Consider the following 19840-nt stretch of genomic DNA (forward strand, 5'->3'; position numbering starts at 1 on the left):
CACCCGTGCCGCCCCTAGCGGCACGCATGCCCACAGCCGCGGGGGAGAGGGAGGCGGGGCGACGGCTACGTCCGGTCCAGGCCGTTCCCCAGGGCCCGGGGCTCCCAGCCCCCGGCAACCAGCTCCCCCGCCGCACACCCCGGCTTCCGCCGGGCCTGGTCGCGGAACAAGTCCACGAACTTGGACGCGAAGCCCAGCCGCGGGTACGCGCCCACCAGCTCCGCCTGGAAGGCAGGGGAGAACGCCTCCAACCCCGTCCCCGACACATCCGCACTCGTCCCCACCTGCAGCAGCCGGCTCTCCACGTCCACCTCCGGTGACACGTCGTCCCGCATGTGCAGGACGATCAGCTCGGCCGCCCGGTCGCGGCGCGCGGTGGGCCAGCCGAGGCCCGCCGTGAAGACGCGGGCCAGATGGCCGCCCGCCTCCTCGAAGGGCAGGGTGTGGCTGTCGAAGGGCGGCATGAGGGAAAGGTCGTGCAGGAGCGCGGAGACGAAGAACAGCTCGCGGTCGTAGTCGAGGCCCCGCTCCTCGGCCCACGCCGCGCCGAAGAAGTACGCCCGCACCGAGTGGTGGTACAGCGCCTCGTCCGCGTACTCCGCGCAGACCAGCCGCGCCGCCTCCGCCGCATGCCCCTCGGGCACCTTGATCCCCGCGACCTCGGTCAACATCCGCGTCCCCACCCTTCGTCGAGTCAAGTGATCATCCCCAGCCTAGAGTGGCCGGATGAAGACCATCGGCCTGATCGGCGGAATGAGCTGGGAGTCCAGCGCGGAGTACTACCGGCTCCTCAACGAGCTCGTACGCGAGCGGCTCGGCGGACTGCACTCCGCCCGCTGCGTCCTGCACTCCGTCGACTTCGCCGAGATCGAGGAGTTCCAGCGCGCCGGGGAGTGGGAGCGCGCCGGTGACGTCCTGGCGGCGGCCGCCAAGGGGCTGGAGGCGGCCGGAGCCGACCTCGTGCTCATCTGCACCAACACCATGCACAAGGTGGCCGACCAGGTCGCCGCCGCCGTCTCCGTTCCGCTGCTGCACCTGGGCGACGCGACCGCCGAGGCCGTACGGGCCCGGGGCATCCGGCGCGTCGGCCTCCTCGGCACCGCCTTCACCATGGAGCAGGACTTCTACCGGGACCGGCTGCGTGCGCACGGGCTCGACGTCATCATCCCGGACGCCGACGACCGCGCCCTCGTCCACCGCGTCATCTACGAGGAGTTGTGCCTGGGCGTGGTGCGGGACGAGTCCCGGGTCGCCTACCAGGACGTCATCGCCCGGCTCGTCGAAGAAGGCGGCGCCGAAGGAGTCATCCTCGGCTGCACCGAGATCGAGCTGTTGATCCGTCAGGAACACAGCCCCGTACCGGTGTTCCCCACCACCCGCCTCCACGCCGAGGCCGCCGTCACCGCCGCACTCGCCGACTAGGGCGACCTTCACCGTACGGTCACAAGACCGGCCGACCGGCTACCCTCCCGACATTTCCACCGGTACCGTCCTTGGCACGTGCTCAGGGGGAGACCGGGGGGTCGAGTTGAGCAGTGCGCGCGATGGCCGGATCCGGGTGGTCAGACCCGGTGAGCTGAACGCCGGTGAGCTGGACGTCTGGCGTGAGATACGGGCGAAGTCGGGCGCGCCCGCGAACCCTTTCATGGAGCCCGAGTTCACCCTCGCCGTCGCCCATGTGCGGCCCTCGGTGCGGGTCGCGGTGGTCCAGGAGGGGGGTGAGGTCGCCGCCTTCCTCCCCTTCGAGAAGGGCCGGTTCGGGCGCGGGCGGGCCATCGGGTTCGGCGTGTCCGACTGCCAGGGGATCGTCGCCCGGCCCGAACTCGACCTGGACGCAAGGGAGTTGCTGCGGGCCTGCTCCCTCTCCGTCTGGGAGTTCGACAACCTGGAGGCCGGGCAGGAGCTGTTCGTCCCGGGCGCGGCCGACTCTTACCCCTCCTTCGTCGTCGACGTCGGCGCGGGGTACGAGGCGTACGAGAGCGGGCTGCGCGAGCGCTCGCCCAAGTTCTTCCGCACCACCACAGCCAAGGAGCGCAAGCTCGGGCGGCAGGCGGGCGAGGTGCGGTTCGTCTTCGACGAGCGGGATCCGGCGGCGCTGCGGCAGCTCATGGCGTGGAAGTCCGCGCAGTACCGCCGCACCGGCCGCCGCGACCGGTTCGCACAGGACTGGATCAGCACCCTGGTGCGCTACCTCGCGCACACCGGCGCGCCCGGCTGCTCCGGCGTCCTGTCCGTCCTCTACGCGGCGGACCGCCCGGTCGCCGCCCACTTCGGGCTGCGCTCGCGCACGGTCCTGTCGTGCTGGTTCCCTTCGTACGACCCGGAGTTCGCCAAGTACTCGCCCGGGCTCGTCCTGCATCTGCGGATGGCCGAGGCGGCGGCCGCCGCCGGGATCGGGGTCCTTGACCTGGGGCGGGGGGCCGCCGAGTACAAGGACGCCCTGAAGACCGGGGAGATCCCGGTGTACGAGGGCGCGTCGGTGCGGCCGGGGGCCGGGGCCGCACTGCACTGGCTGGGCCGCGAGCCGTCCCGCCGCGCGCACGGGTTCGTACGGGAGCGGCCCGCGCTCGCCGCGTTCGGCCGGCGCGCGCTGAAACAGGCGGGCCGTCTGCGAGGCGGGCGCTAGACCCGCCCGCCGCACCACCCGCAGCACCGCACCACCCGGAAGATCACGGGGGAGTCGCATGTCACGTCGTACGGCACACGCACACAGAGCACAGGCGTCACCCATGCCGGAAGCCGAGGGGCTCGTCCGGGAGCAGGGCGTCCAGGGCGGCATCGGCGTCGGGGAGCTGGACCTCGACGGGCTCGACGGCGGGGTGCTCTCGCTGACCCCCGCGCCCGGCGCGCCGCCCGTGGGGGAGGGCGAGGTGTACGTCCTCGTCCGACTCAGGGGCCGCCCGGTCGGCACGGTGATCGGCCGGGTCGGACCCGGTGACGACGCCGCCGAGGTGCTGGCCGCCGCCGCCCGCAAGCAGCTCGCGGGTCATGTGCCGCCGGACGAGCGGTCCGCGTCACCGGTGCGGCCGCCGCGCGCCAGCGTCGTCGTCGCCACCCGCGAGCGGGCCGGACAGCTCGCGCGGGCGCTGGACTCGCTGCTCCGCCAGGACCACCCCGACTACGAGATCGTGGTCGTCGACAACAACCCGGTGACCGCCCAGACCCGCGAGCTCGTCGAGGGGAGCTACGCGGCGCACGGCGTGCGGTACGTCCGCGAGCCCGTGCCGGGCCTCGCCGCCGCCCACAACCGGGGCGTCGCCGTGGCCGAGGGAACGATTCTGGCGTTCACCGACGACGACGTGGTCGCCGACCCGCGCTGGCTGAGCGCGCTCGCCGCGCCCTTCGCCGCCGACCCGGGACTCGGCTGTACGACCGGGCTGATCCTGCCCGCCCGGCTGCGCACGCCCGCGCAGATCCTCCTGGAGAGCCACGGCGGGTTCACCAAGGGCTTCGCGCCGCGCTGCTTCGACCCGGCCCGGCCGCCCGCCGACGAGCCGCTGTTCCCGTTCACCGCGGGCCGGTTCGGCTCCGGCGCCAACATGGCCTTCCGGGCCGACGCGCTGCGCGCCGTCGGCGGCTTCGACCCGGCGACCGGCACCGGGACCCCGGCCCGGGGCGGCGACGACCTGTACGCGTTCGCGCGCGTGGTGGTCGCCGGGCACCGGCTCGGCTACACGCCCGAGGCGCTGGTCTGGCACCACCACCGCGAGACCTGGCAGGACCTGGAGAACCAGGCGTACGGGTACGGCGCCGGGCTCACCGCCTACCTCACCGCGCTCCTGGTGCGCCGCCCCGCCCTGCTGCCCGCGCTGCTCGCCCGGCTGCCGCGCGGCCTCGCCCACGCCCGCGCCATCAGCGCCCACCGGGACGCGGGCGCGCAGTCGGTGCCGGGCGAGCACGGCGCCCAGGACTACCCGTGGCCGCGCGGCCTGTCCCGCCTGGAGCGCCGGGGCATGCTGTACGGCCCGCTCGGCTATCTGCGGGCCCGGCACCGGGTGCGCGGGCTGCGGCGGCCCTGGGAGGCGGCGGGATGACCACACCTTCGGGCGGCCGGGACGCCGTCCCCGTCCTCCTCTACCACGCCGTCATGGACGACCCGCCCGCCTGGATCGCCGAATTCACCGTTACGCCACGGCAGTTCGCCGCGCACCTCGACGCGATCGCGGCCAGTGGGCGCACCCCGGTCACCGTCGGCGCCCTCGCCGACCACTTCGCGGGGCGGGCGCCGCTGCCGCCCAGGCCCGTCGCGCTGACCTTCGACGACGGGTTCGCGGATCTGCCGGGGCCCACCGCCGAAGCACTCGCCGCACGAGGGCTGCCCGCGACCGCGTACCTCACCACCGGCGCCCTCGCCCCCGGCGGCCGCTCGCTGCTGCCCCCGGCGCCGATGATGACCCTGGACCAGGCGAAGCTCCTGGAGCAGTACGGGATGGAGATCGGCGGCCACACGGTCTCGCACCCCCAGCTCGACACGCTCACCCCGAAGGCCCTGCGGCGCGAACTGGCCGACTCCAAGGCCGTGTTGGAGGACGCGCTCGGCCACGAGGTGGCCCACCTCGCGTATCCGCACGGCTACAACAGCGGCGCCGTGCGCCGGGCCGCCCGCGCCGCCGGGTACGGGAGCGCGGTCGCGGTGCGGCACGCGCTGAGCTCGGACGCCGACGACGCGTACCGCATCGCCCGTCTGATCGTCCGCCGCGGCCACACCGCGGCCGACGTCGAGGCCTGGATGGGCGGCGCCGGGGCCCGTATCGCGCCCTACCGGGACTCGGCGGCGACCGTGGGCTGGCGGCTCTACCGCAGGGCGCGGGCGGCCGTGCGCGGCCCGGTCTTCGCGGGGTGAGCGGCCCGGCGCGAACGCCCGGGCGGGGACCGTACGACAGCATCACAAAGGCGAAGCGGGTTCCTATACTTCGCTGAAGGGACAGCCAGGGGACGGCGGCGTGACGGCCGCGCACCACATCCGTGGGGGGAGTCGCACTGTGCAGCAACGCGTGCCCGCGCCGGCGACCGGAAGCAGCGGGCTGCCACCGGAGAGCGGCGCCGGCGAGGAGGGAGAGGCCGCGCGCGTCCCGAAGCGCGGTCTACCGGATCTGATCGAGCCTCAGACACTGTTCACCTGGCTCCCGCTGGTCCTCGCGACCGCCCTGTGGCTGTACGCGCTGCCGCGCATCGACTACCGGCACATGGGCGACTGGGGCCTGCTCGACCAGCTGCCCGCCGCCTTCTTCCTCTCCCTCGTGGTGCTCACCGCCGGGTTCGTCGTGAGCCTGCGCCGGGCCGGCACCGCGCCCTGGTGGCCCGGCCTCTACAGCGTCGCCCTGCTCTTCGCCCTCAAGGCGCCCACCGCGATCCTCTACGACTCGGTGCGCTACCCGTGGGCCTCCAAGCACGACGCCGTCGTCACCCACCTGCTGGCCAACCAGGAGCTGCGGCCGGGCACCCCGCTCTCGGGCAACATGGCCGCCTACGACCAGTGGCCCGGCTTCTTCACCCTCAACTCGGCGCTGGTGCGCGCGTTCGGCGTGGAGACCACCCAGTCGTACCTGAACTGGGCGGCCCTCTTCTACGGGATGGTCCTCATCCCCGTCCTGGTGCTGGTCTACCGCACCTTCGCCGAGGACTGGCGGCTGGTGTGGACCGGCGTCTGGATCTTCGAGGTCGCCAACTGGGTGGGCCAGGACTACTTCTCGCCGCAGGGCCTGGCGCTGATCCTGCACCTGTCCGTGCTCGCCGTGGTGCTGCGCCACTTCGTGCGCCCGGGCTCGGCCGGGAACCTGCGCTCGCGCGCCCACCTGGATCCGGCGGCCGCCTCCGTGCCGCCGCCGACGACGGCCCGCCAGCGCGCGGTCTGCGTGGTGATCCTCGCCCCGCTGATCGCCGCCATCAACTTCACCCACCAGCTCACGCCGGTGATGCTCTGCGTCTCCCTGTTCGCGCTCAACCTCACCCGCCGCTACCGCAACCCCGGTCTGCTCGTCGTCACCGGCCTGATCATGCTCGTCTGGGACCTCACGATGGGCCGCCCGCTGTTCGTGGAGACCCTGGACTCGCTCAAGGAGTCCGCGGGCAACCTCCTCAACAACTCGCGGGCGGGGTACGCGGGCGAGCTCACCGGGCCCGGGCCCGTCCTCCAGGGCCGGGCGGACATCGTGATGGTCCTGGTGGTGGCCGCGCTCGCCGCCTTCGCCGTGCTGACCCGGCGCAAGCTGCTCAGGAGCGCGCTGCCGCTGCTGCTCGTCTCGATCGCGCCCGTACCGATGTTCGCGATCAACGACTACGGCGGCGAAATGCTCTTCCGGGTCTATCTGTTCGGGCTGCCGGGCGCCGCGTTCTTCGCCGCGGCCGCGCTGGTGCCCGCGCCGGGCGGGGCCAGGGAGCCGGGGTACTTCGGCGTCGCACCCGTGGTGCGGCGGCGGATCTCGGCGGTGGCGCTGCCCGCGGTGCTGCTCGCCCTCGTCGCCGGGTTCCTGCCCGCGTACTACGGCAAGGAGCGGATGTACTACACCCCGCCCGCCGAGACCGCGCTGGTGACCAAGGTGATCGACCGGGCCCCGCGCGACTCGCTGATCCTCGCCGCCACCGGTTCCTTCCCGATGGCGCTGCACCGCTACGACCAGCTGGAGCACTGGTTCTTCGTGGAGCAGGCGCTGCCGGACAACATCAGGATGCTCAAGGACCCGGCCGGTTTCCTGGAGCCGGGGTTGCCCAAGGACGGCAGACCGGCGTTCGTGCTGCTCACGCACACGCAGGACGTCTACACCGCGGGCGAGGGGCTGCTGCCCGCCGGCGGGTTCGCGGAGCTGACGGCGAAGCTGTCGGCGTCGCCGCGGTTCCGGGTGATCGACCGCAACGCGTACGGAACGGTCCTGCGCTACCAGCCGCCCACTACTCCCCTCCGCTGATCGGAGTGAACCCGCCGTGACCCTCGCCCAGAACCGCATCCGTGTCGCCCTGGCGCTCTCCGGCTGGGTGGCGCTGGCCGCGACCCTGCTGCCGGACGGCACGCCGGCGCGCTGGATCCCGGTGCTCCTGTTCGTCTGCTTCGGCCCCGGCTTCGCGCTGCTCTACCCGCAGCCGGACATGCTGCGCCCCGGCGCCCGCCTGGAGGCGCTGGCGCTCGCGGCACCGCTCAGCCTCTCGCTGGGGGCGCTGGTGTCGACCTGCCTGTTCCTGGTGAGGGGCTTCTCGGCGACCGCGTTCCTGGTATCACTGGCCGCCTTCGCGACGCTGGCGTCCGCGTTCCCCGGCCTGCCGCTACCGGCTGCGACGCGGGGGGCGGCGGAACGCCCACGACGTTCTGGGCCCGGGGTTCGTCTGCGGACCGTCTGTGGCCGGTCGCGCAGTTCCCCGCGCCCCTGAAAATGCCGCTGCGCGGCATCCCCGCTTCTAGGGGCGCGGGGAACTGCGCGAGCAACCCCCACCGGCCCGCAGACGAACACCGGGCCAAAAAGGGGCGCGGGGAACTGCGCGACCAGCCACAGACGGTCCGCAGTCGAAGTCAGGCAGCCCGTCGCAGCAGCGCTGCACCCGCCGCCAAGCACAGCCCCGCGAAAACCGGCATCGCCGCCTGGGCGAACGCGGACTGCCACGCCCACCCGGCCACCGCCAGCACCCACACCACCACCGACGTCAGCCGCCAGTGCGTGCCCAGCGCGATCAGCGTCAGCGCGACCAGGGCCAGGCAGAGCACCTGGAGGGCGATCGGCAGAGAGCGCTCGGCCCCGGCGGGCGAGCCCAGCCCGCCCACCTCCGCCAGCATCCGCGTCAGCGCGCCGTGCCACGGCCCCGCCAGCGGGTCCGGCTTCACCCCGAGGATCAGCGGCGCGGTGTGCAGGGCGGCCACCGTCACCCCGAGCCCGGCGGCGAGCAGGGCGGGCCGGGCCCGGTAGAGCGAGACGGCCGCGCTGCACACCACGATCAGGAGCACCCCGGCGGTGAGCGAGACGGGCGGCAGCGCCGAGATGAGGCCGGTGCCGTCGACGTGGTCCGACGCCGCGTTCCTGGCGTCCTCGGCCCGCGACAACGGCACCCAGAACAGGCCCGCCGCCAGCCCGAGCAGCAGCCACAGCACGACGGTGAGCAGCGACTCGTCGTCGGGCTCCGGCTCGCCCGGCCGTACGGTCCGCAGGTGCAGCGTGGTCGCGGTCGCCCCGCCCGGCCCGCTCCCGGCCGCGCCACCGGGCACGTACACCGGGATGCCGAGCGCCGGGGTCCCGGTCTCCAGGCCGCCGCTGAGGTACGCGGTCTGGGTGGTCCAGCGCGTCCCGTACCCCTTGGCCTCCTCGGCCCGGGCGAGCGCCGCGTCGCGGGCCCAGCTCGTGCCGTACTCCTCGGGGCCGCGCTTGCGGGGCCTGCGGGGCGTACGGACGGTGGCGCGTCCGGCGAGGGCCGCGCGCAGCCCCGGCGCCGAGACGAGCGCCATGCCGCACATCGACACCAGCACCGCCCAGCCCGCGCCCTCGATGCCAGCGGTGCCGAGCAGCACCGCCGCGCTGCCCAGGACCAGGGTGCACATGGCGCCCTGGAGCAGGGCGAGGACGCCGGTGCGGCCCTGGACGCGCAGCACCCCGATGTAGAGCTCGACGGCGACCCGGGGCAGCGCGGCGGCGGCGAGCAGCCGGAGGACCAGCGTGCCGTGCTCGGCGTAGTCCGCGCCGAACGGGGCGAGGATCTGCCGGGCGAAGACGATCAGCAGCAGGACGACCGGGACGAGCAGCAGCGCCATGCGGCGCAGCGCCCCCCGTACGCCGTCGGCGAGCCGGTCCGGGCTGTGCGAGGCGTGCGCGGTGAGCGAGGAGGCCATGTTGATGGCCATGAACTCCATGGTCCCGCCGACCGTGTACGCGATATAGAAGAATCCGTTCTGCGCGGCGTCGAAGCGGACCGCGACCATCACCGGCAGCAGATTGATCATCGCCAGCGAGAAGAGCGCGCCGACCGAGTCGCCCGCCAGGAAGCGCCCGATCTCGCGCATCTGGGGCACCGGCCGGTCGCGGTCGGCGGCCGCCTGGGCCGGGATCAGCCTGCGGAAGATCAGCCAGCCGAGCGGCAGGATCGACAGGACCATCGCCGCCGCCCAGGAGAGGAAGACGCCCAGGGTGAAGGCGGCGAAGCCGGCCAGAAGCAGCAGCTTGCCAAGGGAGAACACCGCGTTGCCGACCGGCACCCAGACCGCCTTGCGCAGCCCGGTGAGCACCCCGTCCTGGAGGGTCAGCACCGCCCAGGCGACCGAGGCGAGCACGAAGACCGCCCCGGAGGCGAGCCCGCCGAGCGGTTCGTACGAGGCGCCCCACAGCGGCAGCGTGAACAGGAAGCCGGTGCTCGCCACGGCCACCACCACGGTGCTCACCACGTACGCCCGCACCACCAGCGGCCCGGTCGCCCGGCCCGCGCGCGGCACGTAGCGCACCACGGCGCCGATCATGGTGGTGGCGGTGATCGAGGCGAGCAGCCGCATCGCGGCGATGGCGGCGGAGCCCTGGCCGACCGCCTCCTCGCTGTAGTAGCGGGCCGCGACCAGCCAGAAGCCCAGGCCGAGTGAGGCGGAGACGGCCGTGGAGAGCATCAGGGCGTAGGCGTTGCGGAACATCGAGTCACCGCCGCCGTCACCGGCCGTCGGCGGGGCGTCCTGGGGCCCGCCGGGCGCCCCCGTGGAACCGGCCGCGACCGGCCCCTCGCCCCCGTCGACGGCCCTGCGCGCGTCGGACGTGGTGTCAGACACCGGCGGGCCCGCCACTCGCGGGCCGGGCCCCCGACTCCTGGAGGACCCGCAGCGACAGCTCGGCCTTCAGCGGGTCGACGGGCAGGGCGTGCCGCGCGAACCAGCGCCCGGCCTCGGGGGCGGGCGAGGGGTCGGTGAAGCCGGTGCCCGCGTAGTCGTCGAGCGGCGGGTCGTAGAGGTAGCCGACGCTCACCCGCGCCTCGGCGAGCGCCGCCCGGGCCGCGTCCCGGTCCTCGACCAGCAGCGGCACCCGGAACAGCGGCTGTACGGGACCGGGCCCCGGCCGCGCCCACTCGCTGGCGAGCAGCCGCTCGGCCCCGGCCCGGTGCCGGGCGAGCACCGCGTCCAGGCGGCCCAGCTTGCGCTCGATCCGGGCGCGTCTGAGGCCGCCCGCGCCGGTGCGGTAGTCGTGCATGTCCACCCGTACCCAGGAGTGGAAGTCACTCAGGGAGGGCGCGGCGGCGACGGCCCGGCTCAGCTCGTCGGGTCTGAGCGCCATCCGGATGTCCTCGCGCTCCTGGAGGCCGAGCATCCGCAGCACCGCCCAGGCGGCGGGCGCGAGCCGCAGTCCGCGCACCGTCGCCTCCGCGTACGGCCGGACCCAGTAGGCGAGTTCGGCCGTGCGCCGGGGCGGGTCGAGGAGTTCGTCGCGGGCCTTGGCCAGGGCCTCGCGCAGTCCCGGGTCGGCGACGGCGAGGAAGCCGCCCGCCTTGGCGGCGGTGTGCTTGGAGAGGGAGAAGACGGCCGCGTCGCCGAACGTGCCGACCGCCTGCCCCGCCACCTCGCTCCCGATGGCGTGCGCCGCGTCCTCGATGAGCGGGATGCCCAAACGGTCACACCTGGCGCGCAGTTCGGGCGCCGGGTCCGGGTTCCCGTACAGATTGGTGGTGAGCACCGCCGACAGGCCGGACCAGGTCTCCTCGGGCACGGCGGCGAGGTCGATCGAGCCGTCGTGCGGGTCGAGCGGCGCCTGCACGGGCCGCAGCCCGGCAGCCAGCACCACGAAGAAGATGACGTCGTCGTTGACGGGTGACATCAGGACCCGGCCGCCGGGCGCGCACCAGTGGCGCAGCGCCACGTACAGCGCGAGCCGGCAGGACGGCAGGTAAAGGCACTCCCGCCCGAGCCGGTCCCGCATGGTCGCTTCGAGCGTCGAGCACGACGTGGTCTCGTACGGCATGATTACCCCCCAGACCCCCCGGTTTGCCCCGCGCTCAATGTGACCCAGACCGCACTGTTCGTCAACAACGCGGCGGGCCCGTCCCCATAAGGAACGGGCCCTCGCACAGGCGTGCCTCACCGCGTGTCTCACTCTTCGAGCGTCAGCCCCTTGCGCAGCCGCGACAGGGTGCGCGCGAGCAGCCGGGAGACGTGCATCTGGGAGATGCCGAGCTCCTCGCCGATCTCGGACTGCGTCATGTTGGCGACGAACCGCAGCGACAGGATCTTCCGGTCCCGGGGCGGGAGTTCGGCGATCAGCGGCTTGAGCGACTCGATGTACTCGACGCCTTCGAGGTCGTGGTCCTCGTAGCCGATCCGGTCCGAGAGCGCGCCCTCGGTGTCGTCCTCCTCGGGCTGGGCGTCCAGCGAGCTCGCGGTGTACGCGTTGCTCGCCGCCATCCCTTCGACGACCTCGTCCTTGGTGATGCCCAGGCGCTCGGCGAGCTCGCCCACCGTCGGTGCGCGGTCGAGTTGCTGGGCGAGTTCGTCGCCCGCCTTGGCCAGGTCGAGGCGGAGCTCCTGGAGGCGCCGGGGCACCCGGACCGACCAGGAGGTGTCGCGGAAGAAGCGCTTGATCTCGCCGACGATGGTCGGCATGGCGAAGGTCGGGAACTCCACGCCCCGGTCGTGCTCGAACCGGTCGATCGCCTTGATCAGGCCGATGGTGCCGACCTGGATGATGTCCTCCATCGGCTCGCTGCGCGAGCGGAAGCGGGAGGCGGCGAACTTGACCAGCGCCAGGTTCAGTTCGACGAGCGTGTTGCGTACGTAGGAGTACGCGTGGGTGCCCTCTTCGAGGGAGTCGAGCCGGGCGAAGAGCGTCTTCGACAGGGCCCGCGCGTCCAGCGGCGCGATGTCTTCGTAGGGAGGGATCTCCGGGAGATCGTCGAGTCCCTCGATCGGGGTGTGCGGTACGTGCGTTGCCGACGCATCCATGGATTCGTCGAGCCGGGGTGACATGGGGTCTCCTCCATCGTTCTCGGCATATGGCTGCCGATGCCCATACGTGGCGAATCGGTGTGCGGCGCCTCCATGGCCGGTCGTGGTGAAAAGCTGTCCCTACTACCCCTACCCGCTTTCGTCGTACCGCCGCAAGGTCGCATTGTCCGTATATGCCCGTTTCGGGACGGTGTTCGACTTCCGGGGCGCGTAGGGAAGGCGTAGTGTTCTCGGGGAGTCCGCGTGTACGGAGCCGTGTTCGGTGACGTATGCGGAGAGGTGCATCACTTGTGACGGGGAGCACGGTTTCCGCACCGGAACGGGCGACGCGAACCACTGCCGCAGCGGTCACGGTGCGGCACGGCGACATCACGGCGAAGAGGGACGGGCATGGACCGCGGCACGGTCGGCAGCGCGAATCGGGGCCGGCTCAAGGTCGGCGTCCGCTCGCACGGCCGCAGCGAGATCTTCACGCCCGTGGGCGAGCTGGACCACCACACGGCCGACCTGCTCAGCGAACCGCTGGAGAACGCGGTCGAGGCGGGCCGCAGCCGGCTGGTCGTCGACTGCTCCCGACTGGAGTTCTGTGATTCCACCGGACTGAACGTGCTGCTTGGCGCCCGGCTGAAGGCCGAGGCCGCCGGCGGCGGGGTCCATCTGGCGGGGATGCTCCCCGTGGTGGCCCGCGTCTTCGAGATCACCGGAGCGGAAGCGGTCTTCACCGTGCATGATTCGCTCGAAGCCGCACTGGACGACTGACCCCGCTCCGGCGGGGCAGGAGACCAGACTCAAGACGTTGGCGAACCAGGCGTTCGGTGAATCGGTGAGGTGAAGCGCTGATGAGCACCACCCGGCAGCATCAGCCGGGCGACCGCGGCCCCGAGCCGGACGGAGCTCCGGCCGCGGCCTCGCGCGTCCTCGCCCTGTACGGAGCCAGCGGCATCGTCCCGCTGGCGCGCGACTTCACCCGCCAGGCACTGCACGAGTGGGGCTGGCTCCCGGCCGCCACCGCCGACCGGCGCGCGGCCGCCGAGGACGTCCTGCTCGTGGTCTCCGAGCTGGTCACCAACGCCTGTCTGCACGCCGAAGGCCCCGAGCAGCTGCGCGTCGCCTGCACCCCCAAGGTGCTCCGCCTGGAGGTCACCGACCGCGGCTCCGGCCAGCCCGCGCCCCGCACCCCGCACCGCGCCGGGCGCCCCGGCGGCCACGGCATGTTCATCGTCCAGCGGCTCTGTCTGGACTGGGGGGTCGTCCGTGCGCCCGGAGTGCCCGGCAAGACGGTCTGGGCGGAGCTCGCCGCGCCCGCGTAGGGCGCCCCCGCACCCATCGGACGGCCGCGCAGGGCACTCGTGTCACTCGCGTCCTTCATCGCTTGCGTTGTGTGTCTTCCCTCTCCAAGGTCCCCGGCGTACCTTGACGCCCAATCTGATGTGCCGTCAGTAACGTGAACGGCCTCGGGAACGAGGGAAATTCGAGGTGTCGTACGTGTCGTACCAGAAGCGGACAGCACTCGCCCTTGCGGCTGCCCTGGCGGGCCCGGTGGTGCTGATGGCCGCCCCGGCCGCCCACGCCGACGTCGTGGACGTCAACTACAAGTGCGAGACGCCGATCGGCCCGAAGGCCGCGGTGTCGCCCATCGACATCAAGGCCGTCAAGAGCGGCAGCGCCTACAAGCTGACCATGTCGTTCCAGAAGGGCGTCTCCTCCAGCCCGGTGGCGCTGGGCGCCGGGGCGATGAACCCGAGCGCGGTCATCAAGCTCGGCGGCCCCGACAAGGGCACGGTGGCGGTGTCCGGACCGGCCAACTCGGCCGAGATCCCCGCCAACACCCCCATCAAGATCAGTGACTTGAGCGGTACGTACACACCGAAGGCGTCCGGCAAGGTCACCTTCACCGCCTCGATCCTCACCATCAAGGCGCTGGGCACCACCACGACCTGTACCCCGGGCAACAGCCCCGGCCCCTCCCTCGCGCTGGACGTCACCGGCACCTCCGCGCCCGAGTCGCTGCCGAAGACGGGCGCGCTCGACTCGGCCGTGGCCCTCGGCACGCTCGGCGGCACGGTCCTGCTCACGGGAGCCGCCGGGGTGCTGTGGCTGACCCGGCGCGGCGCCCGGGCGCACGGCTGACCGGGGCGCGGGGGCGCGGGGCGCGCTCCGAGCCGTAAGTCGTCCAGCCGCAAGCCGCAAGCCGCACCGCCCGACGGGGAGCCGCCGATGCCGCCACGACCGATCCGCCTGGCCGTGTTCGCCGCGGCCCTGGCCCTGACCGCCCTGTCCGTCCCCGCCGCGCGCGCCGCCGACGGGGAGTGGACCGCCGCGCCCGCGTCCGGCGGCGGCTCGCGGCCCAGCGGCGACGGCCGACCGTACTTCTACCTGGAGGGCGCGCCCGGCTCCGTACTGGAGGACCGGCTCTCGCTCACCAACCCCACCGCGCGCCCGCTGACCCTGCGGCTGCGCGGAGCCACCGCCTACAACACCTCCACCGGCGCCTTCGCGGTGCGCCCCGGCGCCGACCCGTGGCTCGCGCTCGCCTCGGCCGAGGTGCGGATCCCGCCGCGCACCCGGGCCGACGTGCCGTTCGCGGTCACCGTCCCGGCGGGCGCCGCGCCCGGCGACCACCCGGCGGCGCTCGTCGCGTCCGGCGGCGGCCGGGAGACGGGGGTACGGGTCCAGGTGCGGGTCGCGGGCCCGGTCCTGCCCGCGCTCACCGTCGAGGACGTGACCGTCGACAAGGGCCGCTCCCTCATCCGTTACGCCCTGGTCAACCGGGGCAACACGACGCTCGCCCCGAGCCTTGCGGTGTACGCCGACGGGCTCTTCGGGCAGCCGCTGCGGCGCCCGGCCCGGGCGCTGCCGGTGGAGCTGCTGCCCGGGCAGCGCGTCGAGCTGACCGAGCCGTGGCGGCACCCGCCCGCCCTCGACCGCGTCGAGGTGCGCCTGACGGTGACGGCGGCCGGGGCCGCCCGGAGCGAGGCGACGGCCTCGGCGGTGTTCGTGCCGTGGGGCCCGGTGGCGGGCGCGGGATGCGCGGTGGCGGGTGTGGGCGCGGCGCTGTGGATACGGAGGCGGCGGCGCCGGTCCGACCCTGGCGGCCCTGAAGTCACCGAACCCGTAAGTGAGTTGGCGACGACGGGAGCAGCATCGTGAAGCCGCGCACGAAGGTGGCGGCGCTGGTCGCGGCCGTACTGCTGATGCTCCCGCTCGCGTGGGCGCCGCCCGCGGCCGCTGACGACGCGAAGCCCGTCGTGACGCTCTCCAGGCCGGAGGCGGCCAAAGGGACCGAGATCACCGCCAGTGGCACCGGCTGGCGGCCCGGCACGCTCCTGATGCTGCTGGTCTGCGGCCGGTCCACCCCCGGCCAGGGCGTGATCGGCGGCACCAACTCCTGCGCCAACGCCGACGGGCGCGCGGTGACCACCGACGCCAAGGGCGCCTTCAGCAAGCCGCTGCCGGTGGCCGCACCGCCCAAGCCCTGCCCCTGTGTGGTGCACGTCGCCACGGTGACGGGTGAACAGGCCGTGGTGGACGCCGAGTTGAAGATCACCGGCCATCCGGTGGCGCCGCTGCCCGAGCAGTCGGGCACCGGGCGCCTGAGAGTCCTGACCGCGCCGCGGCTCGACGGGAGCAGCGGGATCCTCACCTGGTTCGGGGCGCCGCCCTCGCGCGCGCTCGTCGTCACCGTCGGCAACCTCGGCTCGGCCCCGGTCAAGGACCCGGTCTTCCAAGTGGGCACCTCGCACGGCGTGTTCGCGCCGCAGTGGGAGGACCGGCAGTGGAAGGGCACCATCGCGCCCGGCGGCAAGGCCGAGGTCAGGCTGGGCTTCGAGCTGTCGGCGGGCGCGCACGGCGACTACCAGGTCTCCGTGAGGTACGGGCAGAAGGTGCTCGCCACCCAGCCGTGGGGGGTGGGCCGCCCGTGGGGCGTCACGCTCTTCTGGATCCTGCTGTGCCTGGTCGTCCCGGCGGCGGTGTTCCGCATCGGGATGGCGGTGGTGGACAAGGTCCGCCCGAGCGGGGCGGGGCACGCGCGGCGGGGGCGCGCGGGCGGTGGCCGGACCGACGGCGACCGCACCGACCGCGGCCGCCGGGGCCGACCCCGTTGGCCCGTACGCAGGCCCGCCGCCGAACCGGCCCCGCAGCCGACGGCGAACGGCACCACGACCACCACGACCAAGACCACCACGACGGCCCTGCCGTGGTTCACCCCCGACTCCGCACCGACCGAGAACCGTCCGAACACCCCCACGACGAAGGGAAATCCGTGACCACGCAACGGAGGATGAGCGCGGCCGGAGTCGCGCTGATGCTCGGCGGCGCGGGAATCATTCTGGCCGCCGGGCCCGCTCGGGCGGCAGAGGTCTCGTACGCCACCGAGTGCATCCCGCCCCCCATCTCCGGCCTGCCGCCCGTCGAGGGCACCACCAAGGTGCAGATCACCGCGCCCGCCGAGGCGAAGGTGGGCGACGAGGTCGAAGTGGTGTGGAAGACAGTCCAGGCCGCGTCCAAGAACCCCGATGTGCTCGACCTGGAGAAGGACACCGTGAAGCCGACCGGCACCGTCAAGGTGGCCGGTGCGCAGAGCGCCGACCTGGCGGTGGAGGGTCCGCGGCAGAACCCGCCGATTCCCAAGAACAGCCCGATGGTCCTGCCCGACATGAAGGCGAAGCTGAAGCTGACCAAGGCGGGCGACGTCACGCTGACGCCGGACAAGTACAACATCAACGTCAGCAAGCCGCTCTCGACGGACACCAAGTGCTCCCCGAAGGAGACGGTCGGCGCCGGGGCGACGATCAAGGTGACGGACGGCGGGGGGGCTTCGGGCGGGACGACGGCTTCCGGTGGGACGACCGGGAGTGGCGGCACCACGGCCTCGGGCGGCACCACCACCTCCGGCGGGACGACCGGGAGCGGCGGGACCACCACCTCCGGCGGCACCACGACCACGGGCGGAACCACCGCCGGTGGCACCACCGGCGGCAGCGGCGGCCAGACCGACTTCCCCGGCAAGGAAGTCGCGGTCACCTTCGCCTGCAAGGCCCCCGGCCCGGCCAGTATCAACTCCAAGGTGACGATCGGCGCCAAGAAGAACGGCGGGAGCTACGACCTCACGGTCAAGACCGCCAAGGGCGTCATGAACAGCCCGGCCCCGCTCCCCGCGGGCGCGCTGAAGCCCTCCATGCAGATCACCGTCGGCGGCGCCGACAAGGGCTCGGTGACGGTGACGGGTCCGGCCAACTCCGGCCCCCTGAACACCGGCGACCCGGTCAGCCTCTCCGACATGACCGGCACCTACAAGCCGGGTGCGAGTGGCAAGTCGACGCTCAGCCCCGGCACCCTGACGATCGACGTCACCCTGGCCGGCCAGAAGATCAACATCCCCTGCACGGTCAAGGGCACGGCCCCCGTGTCCCTGGAGCTCGACACCACGGCCCAGCAGGGCGGCACGTCGGGCGGCAGCACGTCCTCGGGCGGCGGCTCCGCCACCGGCGGCGGCGCGGCCGCGTCCGGCGGCCTCGCCGAGACCGGCGCGAACGACCACGGCGCCCTGCGCGCCCTCGGCCTCATCGCCGGGACCGCCGTACTGCTCGGCGGCGCGGTCTTCACCTTCACCCCGTGGCGACGGTTGCGCGGGCGGGGGTGACAGCGTCCGCCATGCCGATCTCGGGAAGCTCAGATCCCCTCAAACTTCCCGTGTTCTTGAGGTAGCACCTTGTAACCAGATGATCTGCGTGGAAGGTTTGTGATGTTCGCCTGAGCGAAGGGCGGACATGACGAAACTGCTGAACCCGCAGTTGGGAAGCTTGACCACTGCCTTGCTGCGGGTTCATTGCACGGAAAGGAACGCACATGATGCGTTGGGGGAGCAAAGCTGCCGCAGGGGCGCTCGCCGTCATGTTGGGCGCGGGCGGCACAGGGCTCATCACCGCGGCTCCGGCTCAGGCGGCCGGGAAGTACACCTGCAAGGCGTACGCCGACATGGACCGGGCAGGCCGTCCGAACGCCTACTCCGTGTGCAGTGGCGGCGGCAGCAAGACCGTCTCGCAGCACCGTGTCGAGATCAAGTGCGACCAGCTCCAGGGGGCCCGGGAGCACATGGTGACGTACACGATGCACGGCCCGTGGGTTGGTCCCGGACAGAAGTCCACGGTGCAGTGCGGCTTCAAGAACTTCCTGCGCGGCTTCAGCGTCCAGACCAAGTAGCGGTCCGGACACGGGAACGGCCCGGTACGCGCGATGCGTACCGGGCCGTTCCCGTGCTGTGAGGGCGCGTCAGCGGACGGTGCCCATGTGCTCCTTGACCTTCTTGCGGTACATGAAGACCGCCACACCCGCGAGGACGGCGAGGGTGGCCTCGATCGCCACGGCGCTGGTGCCGTTGAGGTCGACGCCGAACACGGCGGGGTTCGAGAGCAGGCTGGCGACGGAGTCACCGGCGGTGACCGCGAGGAACCACACGCCCATCATCTGGCTGGCGTACTTGGCCGGGGCCATCTTCGTCGTGACCGACAGGCCGACCGGCGACAGGCACAGCTCACCCACGGTCTGGATGAAGTAGATGCCCACCAGCCACATCGGGCTGACCGCGGTGCCGTTCGCCGCCATGGCGAGCGGGATCAGGAAGAAGAAGAACGAGACGCCGATGAGCACCAGGCCCATCGTGAACTTCACGATGCTGCTCGGCTCGTTGCCCTTGCGGTTCAGCCACACCCAGATCCAGGCGAAGACCGGGGCCAGCGCCATGATGAACAGCGGGTTCAGCGACTGGTACCAGGAGGTCGGGAAGTTGAAGCCGAGCATCGTGTGGGCGGCCTTGCCCTCGCCGAATGCCTGGACGGTGGACGCGCCCTGGTCGTAGATCATCCAGAACACGGCGGCCGCGACGAAGAACCAGATGTAGCCGGTCATCTTCGACTGCTCGGTGGTCGAGAGGTCCTTGTCGCGCTTGATGCGCAGCAGCACGCCCGCCGGGACGACCAGGCCGATGATCGTGAGCGGGATCATCGCCCAGTTCAGGGTGAAGTGGCCGGTGAAGCCGACGACACCGTAGAAGACGGCGGCGATGGCCACCCAGATCATGCCCTTGCGCAGGAAGGCCGTGCGCTCCTCGGCCGCCAGCGGCTTGGGAACGACGTTGCTCTTCGGGCTCAGGTTGCGGGTGCCCATGAGGAAGGCGGCGAGACCGATGGCCATGCCGACCGCGGCCATGCTGAAGCCGAGGTGCCAGTTGACCTTCTGGCCGACGGTGCCGATGGCCAGCGGCGCGAAGAAGGCACCGGCGTTGATGCCCATGTAGAAGATCGTGAAGCCGCCGTCGCGGCGCGGGTCGTCCGGGCCGTCGTACAGGTGGCCGACCATCGTGGAGATGTTGGCCTTGAGCAGACCGGAACCGGCCGCGACCAGAGCCAGACCCGCGAAGAAGGGTGCCTGACCGCCGGGCAGCGCCAGCACGATGTGGCCGGACATGATCGTGACGGCCGCGATGGCCACCGTCTTGCGGGGCCCCCAGACGCGGTCGCCGAGCCAACCGCCGGGCATGGCCAGCAGGTACACCATCGCCGAGTAGACGGAGACGATGACCGTGGTGGTGGCCACGTCCATGGCCAGACCGCCGCCCATGCTCCCCTCGCCGGCACCGGGGCCGCCGGAGAGCAGGTAGACGGTGAGCAGTGCCTTCATGCCGTAGTAGGAGAAGCGCTCCCACATCTCGGTCATGAAGAGAGTGGCCAGGCCGCGGGGGTGGCCGAAGAAGGTCTTCTCGGAGCCGGTGGTGCTGGCCGAGTCCTTCGTCAGGCTGGACGCCATGGTCGATCCTTGCTTGCTCGGGACGCGCGCTTCGTGAGCGGTGATCGCGCCCGGTGGGGGTGGCCGGCACCGGCAGGGGAGCCGTCCCACCCCTACGCCCGAGGGGTTCGCTCCGTGGGTGACGGAGGCGAGAGGACGGACCCACCGGGA

The 19840-nt window shown here is 72.7% G+C and carries 18 protein-coding genes; 13 read left to right on the forward strand and 5 right to left on the reverse strand.

The annotated features are described in order from the left end of the window. Positions 1-65 precede the first annotated feature (65 nt). The gene (locus QIY60_RS16760; RefSeq protein WP_283143177.1) at positions 66-671 is read right to left on the reverse strand and encodes an HD domain-containing protein; all 606 of its coding nucleotides are present in this window, start codon (positions 669-671) and stop codon (positions 66-68) included. Positions 672-726: 55 nt separating this feature from the next. Between QIY60_RS16760 and QIY60_RS16765 the strand changes: the two genes are divergently transcribed. The 6 genes from QIY60_RS16765 (at position 727) to QIY60_RS16790 (ending at position 7362) form a co-directional block, all read left to right on the forward strand. Next, positions 727-1422 (forward strand): aspartate/glutamate racemase family protein, encoded by a 696-nt coding sequence (locus tag QIY60_RS16765; RefSeq protein ID WP_283143178.1) that lies wholly within the window; start codon positions 727-729, stop codon positions 1420-1422. A 106-nt stretch (positions 1423-1528) separates the two neighbouring features. Further along, a complete protein-coding gene (locus QIY60_RS16770; RefSeq protein WP_283143179.1) occupies positions 1529-2626 on the forward strand; it encodes a GNAT family N-acetyltransferase in 1098 nt (365 codons plus the stop codon). A gap of 103 nt (positions 2627-2729) precedes the next feature. Continuing rightward, complete coding sequence (locus QIY60_RS16775; RefSeq protein ID WP_283143180.1) at positions 2730-4034, forward strand: glycosyltransferase family 2 protein; 1305 nt, start codon at positions 2730-2732, stop codon at positions 4032-4034. Further along, on the forward strand, positions 4031-4843 hold the full coding sequence (locus QIY60_RS16780) for a polysaccharide deacetylase family protein (protein ID WP_283143181.1): 813 nt from the start codon (positions 4031-4033) through the stop codon (positions 4841-4843). The genes QIY60_RS16775 and QIY60_RS16780 overlap by 4 nt, the downstream gene beginning before the upstream one ends. Positions 4844-4982: 139 nt before the next feature. Then, positions 4983-6905, forward strand: a complete 1923-nt coding sequence (locus QIY60_RS16785) for a hypothetical protein (protein WP_283143182.1) — start codon at positions 4983-4985, stop codon at positions 6903-6905. 16 nt (positions 6906-6921) lie between these two features. Beyond that, entirely contained in the window at positions 6922-7362 is a 441-nt protein-coding gene (locus tag QIY60_RS16790) for a hypothetical protein (RefSeq protein WP_283143183.1), read from the forward strand. 139 nt (positions 7363-7501) lie between these two features. Here QIY60_RS16790 and QIY60_RS16795 read toward each other — a convergent pair whose 3' ends face one another. The 3 genes from QIY60_RS16795 to QIY60_RS16805 all read right to left on the reverse strand — a co-directional run bounded on the left by QIY60_RS16795 (position 7502) and on the right by QIY60_RS16805 (position 11881). Next, positions 7502-9724 carry a lipopolysaccharide biosynthesis protein gene (locus QIY60_RS16795; protein WP_283143184.1) on the reverse strand — a complete coding sequence of 741 codons (2223 nt, stop codon included), beginning with the start codon at positions 9722-9724 and terminating at the stop codon, positions 7502-7504. Further along, positions 9717-10862 (reverse strand): DegT/DnrJ/EryC1/StrS family aminotransferase, encoded by a 1146-nt coding sequence (locus QIY60_RS16800; RefSeq protein WP_283145972.1) that lies wholly within the window; start codon positions 10860-10862, stop codon positions 9717-9719. Before QIY60_RS16800 ends, QIY60_RS16795 begins: the two co-directional genes overlap by 8 nt. Before the next feature lie 170 nt (positions 10863-11032). Next, a complete protein-coding gene (locus QIY60_RS16805; protein ID WP_283145973.1) occupies positions 11033-11881 on the reverse strand; it encodes an RNA polymerase sigma factor SigF in 849 nt (282 codons plus the stop codon). Positions 11882-12274: 393 nt separating this feature from the next. Here QIY60_RS16805 and QIY60_RS16810 point away from each other — a divergent pair, with 393 nt between their 5' ends. From QIY60_RS16810 to QIY60_RS16840, 7 genes are all read left to right on the forward strand, one after another. Then, positions 12275-12643 (forward strand): STAS domain-containing protein, encoded by a 369-nt coding sequence (locus tag QIY60_RS16810; RefSeq protein WP_283143185.1) that lies wholly within the window; start codon positions 12275-12277, stop codon positions 12641-12643. Between the two features lie 80 nt (positions 12644-12723). Continuing rightward, the gene (locus QIY60_RS16815) at positions 12724-13194 is read left to right on the forward strand and encodes an ATP-binding protein (protein ID WP_283143186.1); all 471 of its coding nucleotides are present in this window, start codon (positions 12724-12726) and stop codon (positions 13192-13194) included. A 175-nt stretch (positions 13195-13369) separates the two neighbouring features. Next, on the forward strand, positions 13370-14014 hold the full coding sequence (locus QIY60_RS16820) for a peptidase (RefSeq protein ID WP_283143187.1): 645 nt from the start codon (positions 13370-13372) through the stop codon (positions 14012-14014). 87 nt (positions 14015-14101) lie between these two features. Then, complete coding sequence (locus QIY60_RS16825) at positions 14102-15034, forward strand: hypothetical protein (protein WP_283143188.1); 933 nt, start codon at positions 14102-14104, stop codon at positions 15032-15034. A 44-nt stretch (positions 15035-15078) separates the two neighbouring features. Continuing rightward, positions 15079-16152 carry a hypothetical protein gene (locus QIY60_RS16830; protein WP_283145974.1) on the forward strand — a complete coding sequence of 358 codons (1074 nt, stop codon included), beginning with the start codon at positions 15079-15081 and terminating at the stop codon, positions 16150-16152. 14 nt (positions 16153-16166) lie between these two features. Then, positions 16167-17528, forward strand: coding sequence for a hypothetical protein (locus QIY60_RS16835; RefSeq protein ID WP_283145975.1), 1362 nt, complete (start codon positions 16167-16169; stop codon positions 17526-17528). 206 nt (positions 17529-17734) lie between these two features. Then, positions 17735-18088, forward strand: coding sequence for a hypothetical protein (locus tag QIY60_RS16840; RefSeq protein WP_283143189.1), 354 nt, complete (start codon positions 17735-17737; stop codon positions 18086-18088). 69 nt (positions 18089-18157) lie between these two features. On the opposite strand, the gene QIY60_RS16845 is transcribed toward QIY60_RS16840, so the two are convergent. Further along, positions 18158-19690: an oligopeptide:H+ symporter gene (locus QIY60_RS16845; protein WP_283143190.1), complete on the reverse strand. Its 1533-nt coding sequence runs from the start codon at positions 19688-19690 to the stop codon at positions 18158-18160. Positions 19691-19840: the final 150 nt, after the last annotated feature.

The organism is Streptomyces sp. BPTC-684 (assembly GCF_030028635.1).
Lineage (GTDB): Bacteria > Actinomycetota > Actinomycetes > Streptomycetales > Streptomycetaceae > Streptomyces > Streptomyces noboritoensis.

Coding starts and splice junctions, on each gene's coding strand:
- QIY60_RS16760 (WP_283143177.1), bottom strand. CDS start 671: ATGTTGACCGAGGTCGCGGGGATCAAGGTGCCCGAGGGGCATGCGGCG.
- QIY60_RS16765 (WP_283143178.1), top strand. CDS start 727: ATGAAGACCATCGGCCTGATCGGCGGAATGAGCTGGGAGTCCAGCGCG.
- QIY60_RS16775 (WP_283143180.1), top strand. CDS start 2,730: ATGCCGGAAGCCGAGGGGCTCGTCCGGGAGCAGGGCGTCCAGGGCGGC.
- QIY60_RS16780 (WP_283143181.1), top strand. CDS start 4,031: ATGACCACACCTTCGGGCGGCCGGGACGCCGTCCCCGTCCTCCTCTAC.
- QIY60_RS16800 (WP_283145972.1), bottom strand. CDS start 10,862: ATGCGGGACCGGCTCGGGCGGGAGTGCCTTTACCTGCCGTCCTGCCGG.
- QIY60_RS16805 (WP_283145973.1), bottom strand. CDS start 11,881: ATGGATGCGTCGGCAACGCACGTACCGCACACCCCGATCGAGGGACTC.
- QIY60_RS16810 (WP_283143185.1), top strand. CDS start 12,275: ATGGACCGCGGCACGGTCGGCAGCGCGAATCGGGGCCGGCTCAAGGTC.
- QIY60_RS16815 (WP_283143186.1), top strand. CDS start 12,724: ATGAGCACCACCCGGCAGCATCAGCCGGGCGACCGCGGCCCCGAGCCG.
- QIY60_RS16825 (WP_283143188.1), top strand. CDS start 14,102: ATGCCGCCACGACCGATCCGCCTGGCCGTGTTCGCCGCGGCCCTGGCC.
- QIY60_RS16830 (WP_283145974.1), top strand. CDS start 15,079: ATGCTCCCGCTCGCGTGGGCGCCGCCCGCGGCCGCTGACGACGCGAAG.
- QIY60_RS16835 (WP_283145975.1), top strand. CDS start 16,167: ATGAGCGCGGCCGGAGTCGCGCTGATGCTCGGCGGCGCGGGAATCATT.
- QIY60_RS16840 (WP_283143189.1), top strand. CDS start 17,735: ATGATGCGTTGGGGGAGCAAAGCTGCCGCAGGGGCGCTCGCCGTCATG.
- QIY60_RS16845 (WP_283143190.1), bottom strand. CDS start 19,690: ATGGCGTCCAGCCTGACGAAGGACTCGGCCAGCACCACCGGCTCCGAG.